Annotated in this window: 8 protein-coding genes; all 8 read right to left on the bottom strand. The window is 64.3% G+C overall.

Annotation, left to right across the window (positions count from 1 at the left end; genetic code table 11):
- Positions 1 to 681: 681 nt before the first annotated feature.
- Complete coding sequence (locus AQ619_RS00630) at positions 682 to 1002, bottom strand: 2Fe-2S iron-sulfur cluster-binding protein (protein WP_062142831.1); 321 nt, start codon at positions 1000 to 1002, stop codon at positions 682 to 684.
- Between the two features lie 32 nt (positions 1003 to 1034).
- Positions 1035 to 2264, bottom strand: a complete 1230-nt coding sequence (locus tag AQ619_RS00625; RefSeq protein WP_166504306.1) for an NAD(P)/FAD-dependent oxidoreductase — start codon at positions 2262 to 2264, stop codon at positions 1035 to 1037.
- 97 nt (positions 2265 to 2361) lie between these two features.
- A complete protein-coding gene (locus AQ619_RS00620; RefSeq protein ID WP_062142825.1) occupies positions 2362 to 3144 on the bottom strand; it encodes a succinate dehydrogenase iron-sulfur subunit in 783 nt (260 codons plus the stop codon).
- A gap of 7 nt (positions 3145 to 3151) precedes the next feature.
- Positions 3152 to 4939: a succinate dehydrogenase flavoprotein subunit gene (gene sdhA / locus AQ619_RS00615; RefSeq protein ID WP_062142822.1), complete on the bottom strand. Its 1788-nt coding sequence runs from the start codon at positions 4937 to 4939 to the stop codon at positions 3152 to 3154.
- Positions 4939 to 5343, bottom strand: a complete 405-nt coding sequence (gene sdhD, locus AQ619_RS00610) for a succinate dehydrogenase, hydrophobic membrane anchor protein (RefSeq protein WP_062142819.1) — start codon at positions 5341 to 5343, stop codon at positions 4939 to 4941. The genes sdhA and sdhD overlap by 1 nt, the downstream gene beginning before the upstream one ends.
- Positions 5344 to 5345: 2 nt before the next feature.
- On the bottom strand, positions 5346 to 5753 hold the full coding sequence (gene sdhC / locus AQ619_RS00605) for a succinate dehydrogenase, cytochrome b556 subunit (protein WP_062142817.1): 408 nt from the start codon (positions 5751 to 5753) through the stop codon (positions 5346 to 5348).
- Positions 5754 to 5943: 190 nt separating this feature from the next.
- Positions 5944 to 6528: an NUDIX hydrolase gene (locus AQ619_RS00600; protein WP_062142814.1), complete on the bottom strand. Its 585-nt coding sequence runs from the start codon at positions 6526 to 6528 to the stop codon at positions 5944 to 5946.
- A 10-nt stretch (positions 6529 to 6538) separates the two neighbouring features.
- Positions 6539 to 7657, bottom strand: a complete 1119-nt coding sequence (gene zapE, locus AQ619_RS00595) for a cell division protein ZapE (RefSeq protein WP_062142811.1) — start codon at positions 7655 to 7657, stop codon at positions 6539 to 6541.
- Positions 7658 to 7716: the final 59 nt, after the last annotated feature.

Genomic DNA, 7716 nt, shown 5'->3' with positions numbered 1-7716 from the left:
ATTTGTCAGCGTTCGAGATGAACCTTTTCAGTCCATCGCCAGAGCGCCGCCGCCTGCGTTTCTCTTTCCAAATCAACAATGTCAAAGACCCAGAGCCGAAGCTCCCAGAACCGCCTCTCAGCAGCACCACCGCTTAACGCCCGGTGTCGGCGGAGGCGGCTATCTATCCAACCCCGAATTCCGTGTCAAACCGTTTTTTACAAAACGTTTTGAATTTGCTCGGCGTGTCCGGAAAACCGGAACCGTTCGAGCGAACAGCTTCTAAAGAAGCCATTCAAGTCAGTCAACTGATTATTTTGAATAAACTCAAAACACCTGGCTGAAAGACTTAACATCGCGCTTCTGAATTCTTACGAATACTTGGCGGCGATGCCCGGAGCGGCGCTTCTAGAGAAGCGACACCCCAGTGTCAACCGATCCGTTTGCACATTCAGCAAGCCGGCGCACCGGAGGCCAAAGTGCAAAAGACACTCATGGGCCGCCTAGGCTTCCCTCGTGTGTCCATGACCGAGTCGATTGGAGCGCGGAGACTAACGAAGCGGTTCGAACGATGCAAGGCCCCTTTTGGGGACTGCGCCATTCGGCCGCGATGCGGTTCCGAGCGAGGGGCGGATTTAGGCCCGCTCCCCGCCCATGGCAAGCCCTTCGTGACGATATAACGACGCTTTCTGGCCGTCAGGCTTAATGCTGGCTTTCCGGCAAGCGGACGACCAGGCCATCCAGGGCGTCACTCACCTTGATCTGGCAGGACAGGCGGCTGTTGGGTTCGACGTTTTCGGCGAAGTCGAGCATCGACTCTTCCATGGCCGACTTGTCGCCGGTCTTCGCAAGCCAGGCATCATCAACATAGACATGGCAGGTTGCACAGGCGCAGGCCCCGCCGCAGTCGGCGTCGATGCCGGGCACGTTGTTCTTGACCGCGCCCTCCATGACCGTCAGGCCCGGCTTGACATCCAGGACGTGCTCGGAGCCGTCGTGCTCGATATAGGTGATCTTGGCCATGAGGTTTCCTTGGGTTCCCCTGCTGGGCGGCTTCAGGCCGCCACGTCCTTCATTGATATTGCCGGATTGCTGAGCTTTGCCACCGCGATCGGCGTGCGTTTGCCGATCAGCTGCTTGCCCACCATGAATTCGGGCGGGGCATTGACCGCCTCGACGGCCTGCAGGCAATCGCCCTTAAGATGGAAGACCGCAAACTTCGCCGCTGCGACATCACCCCGGACAATGATCTGGTCCGCGTCAAAGGGCAGGCCGGCGATCTGCAGCTTCAGGTCATACTGGTCGGACCAGAACCAGGGCACTTCCGGTGCGGGGCCAGGGCGCCCGACAATGGCGGCAGCGGCCTGCTTGGCCTGCTCTAGAGCATTGGGCACACTCTCCAGCCGGACCCGGCGATCATAGAGCGGCAGCGGACGATCACTGACATCCCCGATGGCGAAGATTCGCCGATCGATGGTGCGGGCTTCTGCATCGACTACGACGCCATTGGCGCAGTCGAGACCGGCCTCGCGGGCCAGTTCATCATTCGGGATGGCCCCGACGCCCACCAGGGCCACATCACAGGCCACCACCCGACCATCGGCGAACCGCACCCCGGAGACGTGACCGTCCCGCCCCTCGAAGGCCTCGACAGCGGCCGCCAGTTCGAAGGCGACGCCCCGCGCGGCGTGATAGTCCTGAAAGAAGGTCGACAATACGGGACAGGCGACGCGGGCCAACACCCGGGCCTCGCGCTCAATGATCATGGCATGGCTGCCGAGGACCCGGGCCGAGGCTGCGACCTCAAGGCCCACATAGCCGCCTCCGACCACGGCCAGGCGCTTGTCCGGACCCAGGGCCGCTTTGAGATCCTCGGCATCGGCGGCCGTGCGCAGAGCCATGACCCCGGCCAGGTCTGCTCCGGGAATCGGCAGCTTGCGGGCGCGAGCCCCGGTAGCCAGGATCAGGGCGTCATAGGCACAGGTCTCTCCTGACGCCAGGTGAACGACCTGAGTGGTCCTATCGATCCGCACAGCCTGGCCACTCAAGCGCAGGGAGACCTGGTTTTCCGCGTACCAACTGGCCGGCTTCAGGGCCAGGGAATCGGCCGTGGCCTCACCCTTGAGCCAGGCCTTGGACAGGGGCGGACGCTGATAGGGCAGAAGGGGCTCGTCACCGATCAGAACGATGGGTCCGGTATGGCCGTACTGCCGCAGGAAAGCCGCCGCAGATCCGCCGGCATGACCAGCTCCCACGATGACCACGCGCGCGTTCAGATCGCCCAACTCAGATACGCTCAAGACGCGCCCTCCCTTTCGTCAAAAATGACGGTGGCGTCACCTTTTGGCAAGCGCCTTCAGGGACGAACCGCTGCAGAACGCGTCAGACGACGCGCTCGACCATCATCTTCTTGATTTCGGCGATCGCCTTGGCGGGATTCAGGCCCTTGGGGCAGACCTGGGCGCAGTTCATGATGGTGTGGCAGCGATAGAGCTTGAACGGATCTTCCAGCGCATCGAGACGGTCGCCGGTTGCCTCGTCGCGGCTGTCGATCAGCCAGCGATAGGCATGCAGCAGGGACGCCGGGCCCAGATACTTGTCGCCGTTCCACCAGTAGCTGGGGCACGAGGTCGAGCAGCAGGCACAAAGGATGCACTCATAGAGACCGTCCAGCTTCAGACGGTCTTCCGGGCTCTGGCGCCATTCGGCCTGAGGCTCGGGGGTATCAGTGTGAAGCCAGGGCTCGACCGAGGCGTACTGGGCGTAGAACAGGGTCAGGTCCGGGATCAGGTCCTTGACCACCGGCGCATGCGGCAGGGGCGCGATCTGCACGGCCTTGCCCGGCACGTCCGCCCAGCCGCTGGTACAGGCCAGGGTGTTGCGGCCGCCAATGTTCATCGAACAGGAGCCGCAGACCCCTTCCCGGCACGATCGACGGAAGGCGAGGGTCGGATCGATGGTGTTCTTGATGAAGAGCAGGGCGTCCAGGACCATCGGCCCCACCGCATCCATATCGACATCATAGGTATCCCAACGCGGATTGCCGCCCGCCTCGGGATCGTAACGATAGATCTTGAAGGTCTTGACCTTCGTGGCTCCGGCGGGGGCCGGCCAGTGCTTGCCGGCCTTGACCTGGGAGTTCTTGGGAAGCGCGAGCTCGACCATCGGACCCTCAATAAACCCGTGCTTTAGGCGGGATGTAGGCGATGTCGTCTGACATCGTGTAGCTGTGGACCGGGCGGTAATCGATCTTCACCTTGCCGGTGTCGACGTCGAGCCAGGCCAGGGTGTGCTTCATCCACTCGCCGTCATTGCGATCGCCGAAGTCCTCGCGGGCGTGAGCACCGCGGCTTTCCGTGCGGTTGACCGCGCCGGCTACCGTCACCACGGCCTGGCCGATCAGGTTGTCGAACTCCAGGGTCTCCATCAGGTCGGTGTTCCACACCAGACCACGATCGCTGACCTTGATGTCCTTGGCCTTCTCCCAGACCCCGGCCAGGCGCTGGGCACCGCCGGCCAGAGTTTCGCCGGTACGGAACACAGCGGCGTCTTCCTGCATGGCCTTCTGCATCTCGAGACGCAGAGCGGCTGTGCCCTGGGTTCCGCTGGCGTTGCGATAACGGTCAAAACGGGCCAGGTGGGCGTCGGTATTGGCGTTCTTCAGCTCCGGCTGGGTCGCCAGGGGCTTGAGAATCTCGGCGCAGCGCAGGGCAGCCGCGCGCCCGAACACCACCAGGTCGATCAGCGAATTGGAGCCCAGGCGGTTGGCTCCGTGCACCGAGACGCAGGCGGCCTCGCCCACGGCCATCAGGCCGGGGATCACCTGGTCGGGATTGTCGCCGGCCTTGGTGACGACCTCGCCGTGATAGTTGGTCGGGATGCCGCCCATATTGTAGTGGACGGTCGGCAGCACCGGGATCGGGGCCTTGGTCACGTCGACGCCGGCAAAGACCTTGGCGGTCTCGGAAATGCCGGGCAGGCGTTCGTGCAGGATCTTCGGATCCAGGTGATCCAGATGCAGGAAGATGTGGTCCTTGTTGGGACCCACGCCGCGGCCTTCGCGGATCTCGATGGTCATGGCCCGGCTGACCATGTCGCGCGGAGCCAGGTCCTTCACGGACGGCGCATAGCGCTCCATGAAGCGCTCACCTTCAGAATTGGTCAGATAGCCGCCTTCGCCGCGGGCACCCTCGGTGATCAGGCAGCCGGCGCCGTAGATGCCGGTCGGGTGGAACTGGACGAATTCCATGTCCTGCAGCGGCAGGCCGGCGCGCAGAGCCATGGCGTTACCGTCACCCGTGCAGGTATGGGCCGAGGTCGCCGAGAAATAGGCGCGGCCGTAACCGCCGGTGGCCAGGATCACCATCTGGGCCTGGAAGCGGTGCAGGGTGCCGTCATCGAGCTTCCAGGCCGTGATGCCACGGCAGACGCCATCTTCCATGATCAGGTCGAGGGCGAAGTACTCGATGAAGAACTCGGTGTCGTGCGCCAGGGACTGGCCGTACATCGTGTGCAGCATGGCGTGACCGGTGCGGTCAGCCGCCGCGCAGGTGCGCTGGATCGGGCCTTCGCCATAGTTCTTGGTCATGCCGCCAAAGGCACGCTGATAGATCTTGCCCTCGGCCGTGCGCGAGAAGGGCACGCCCCAGTGCTCGAGTTCATAAACGGCGGCGGGCGCATTGCGGGTCAGGTACTCGATGGCGTCCTGGTCGCCCAGCCAGTCCGACCCCTTGACGGTGTCGTACATGTGCCAGCGCCAGTCATCCTGGCCCATGTTGCCCAGCGAGGCCGAGATGCCGCCCTGGGCCGCCACGGTGTGGCTGCGGGTCGGGAACACCTTGGTGACGCAGGCGGTCTTCAGACCGGCCTGGGCGCAGCCGAGCGCAGCGCGGAGGCCCGAGCCGCCGGCACCGACGACGACGACGTCGAACTTGTGGTCGATGAACTTGTAGGCCGACATCAAAAGGCTCCGGTGAGGGCGACCTTCAGGATCGAGAAGATCCCAAGGGCGCCGCTAAGCACGCAGACGAAGAGATTGAGAATGACCAGGGCGCTCTTGGTCGTGAACCGGTGGATATAGTCCTCGATCACGACCTGGACAGCGGCCTGCAGATGGATCAGGGCCGCGATCAGCAGCAGGCCGAGGAGCACCGCGTTCAGCGGTTCGGTGAGCCACAGGGTGGCCCCATCAAAATCACTGGCCGCCAACTCCAGGCCGGCGAAAACGCCCCAGAGGGACAGGGGGATCAGGGCGATGCCCGACACCCGTTCAGTGATGAAATGGCCGACGCCGTGGCGTGCGGCACCCATGCCGCGCGCGCGGGACAGGGGGGTGCGGAAGCGTTCCGATGCTTTCTCGGCCATGATTAGAAGGCTCCCGTGGCGGAGGCGATCACCCAGGTGACGGCCGTGGCGACCACGGCGAAGGCAATAGCGGTTGCGCCGGTCAGATCAGCAGTCTTCGGCGCAAAACCGAGACCCGCGTCCCAGAAGGTCTGGCGGATCGCATAGGCGATGTTGAAGAACAGGGCGAAGGTCAGACCCAGCAGGACCAGCCTGCCCAGCAAGCTGCCCATGATCTCGCCATAGAGATCATAGCTTTCCGGTCCTGCGGCCAGGGCAAGCGCGTAAAGCGCGAGCAGGACAGTGCCCGCATAGAGGCCGATCACGCAGCCGCGATGCAGGATGGAGCACGCCATGGTGATATGCCAACGCCACACTTGCAGGTGCGGCGACATCGGGCGCTCGGGCAGCCCCCGGCTCGTGTCGGTCATGATCGGTCCAACCCCAGTAGCCTTTGTGCGTTGCGGGATGCTTTTAAGCGCGGGGACGGGGGTGTCAACGAAGCGGTCCTTGTTGAGAAACGTTCTCAGAGCCATTGCGGGTTTTACGCAGGGAGCTACGCCCCCACTGACCGTAGGGATGCATTCCACCCCCGCCGGCGTAACGCCGCGCGCTCGGCCCCTAGCTCCGGAACACCGTCAGGGCCAGGTGCTGGAGCAGCATGATCGTCTTGGCATCGCGGATGCGGCCGTCGGCGATCATCACCAGGGCCTCGTCGATCGAGCGCTCAAGCACCTCAATGTCTTCGCCCTCATCGGGATGGCCGCCGCCGTCTCCGATCCGCATGGCCGTGTCATATTCGGCGACGAAGAAGTAGAGAATCTCGGTCACCGAGCCGGGGCTCATATAGGCCTGGAAGACCTGGCGGACCGCGCCGAGGCGATAGCCCAGCTCCTCCTCCACCTCGGCCCGGATCCGAACCTCAGGCTCAGCATCGTCCAGCAGGCCGGCAGCCGCCTCGATCAGCAGGTCGTCATAGCCGTTGACGAAGGCCGGATAACGGAACTGCCGCACCAATAGCACCGTCCGGGCGCGCAGATTGTAAGGCAGCAGAACCGCCCCATTGCCCCGATCATAATGTTCACGGCTTTGGGTCTGCCAGGTCCCGTCTCGCCGCTTCCAGTCAAAGGTCGTGGTCTTCAGGACATACCAGTTGTCCGACAGCAGCTTCGTGTCGCCAATGCGGACCCTGTCCCTGACGCTCATCCCGGCCTCCTCAATCCCGAACCCGGGCGACATAGTCCGCCGAGCGCATTTCCTGCAGGCGCGACACCGTCCTCTCGAACTCGAAGGCCCCGTCGCCAGCTGGATAAAGCGCCTCGGGCTCGGCCTCGGCCAGGGCCACCAGCTTGGCGTCGGCCTCGTACAGGGCGTCGATCAGGGTGTTGAAGCGCTTGGCCGCATCCCGCCGTTCGGGCGTCAGGCGCGGGATGTCTTCCAGGAAGACGGTATGGAACTGCTGGGCCAGGGCCAGATAGTCCTGTGGCCCCAGGGCCTGCTGGCACAGGCTGGCAAATGACGACCGCAACAGTCCGCCGGCGGCGCGGGGCAGGCGGATCCTCCGGCCCAGCACCTCGAGATTGGCCCCGGTTTCGGCAGCCCCGTCCAGGAGATCGGTCCACAGCCGCTCGAACTCGGCCTGGCAGGCCTTGTCATTGGGCGACAGCCAGGTGCGGGCAGCCCTGAGCCGGTCCAGCCGGAAATCCACCGGGCCGCGCACGGCCTCAACGTCGAGCGCCGCCTTGAGCATGTCGATAAAGGGCACGAACAGCTGGCGATTCAGGCCGTCCTTGTAGAGGTCGTCCGGCGGCCGGTTGCTGGTGGCGACCAGGGTCACACCCCGTGCAAACAGGGCCTCGAACAGCCGGCCCAGGATCATCGCATCGGCGATGTCGGTGACCTGCAGTTCGTCAAAGCACAACAGTCGGGCCTCACCGGCGATCAGTTCGGCGGTCGGGGCCACCGGATCATCGCCCTTCGACTGGCCGAAACGGGCCTTGCGGGCAGCGGCGTCGCCCTTGCGCCAGGCGTCGATATGGCCATGGACCTCGGCCATGAAGGCGTGGAAATGGATGCGCCGCTTGCGCGTCACCGGGGCGCTGTCGAAGAACAGGTCCATCAGCATGGACTTGCCCCGCCCGACCGGTCCCCAGAGATAGACCCCCCTCTGGCTCTTGGGTTTGCGGCCGAACAGCGAAAAGCCGGGCTCGCCGGCCGAGTCGAGATCAGCCTCCAGACGCGACAGGGCCTCGACGGCCGCAGCCTGGGCCGCATCGGGGCGGATCTCACCTTGCGCCAGGCGTTCGCGATAAGCGGTACGGAGTGAAGTCGGCATCGGGACTGCGGTTAGCGCGGGCCGGGCCCGGGGAAAAGGGTCTTGTCGGCAGCCAGTTC

The organism is Caulobacter henricii (assembly GCF_001414055.1).
GTDB classification, from domain to species: domain Bacteria; phylum Pseudomonadota; class Alphaproteobacteria; order Caulobacterales; family Caulobacteraceae; genus Caulobacter; species Caulobacter henricii.
This window is presented reverse-complemented; position numbering and strand designations above follow the sequence as displayed.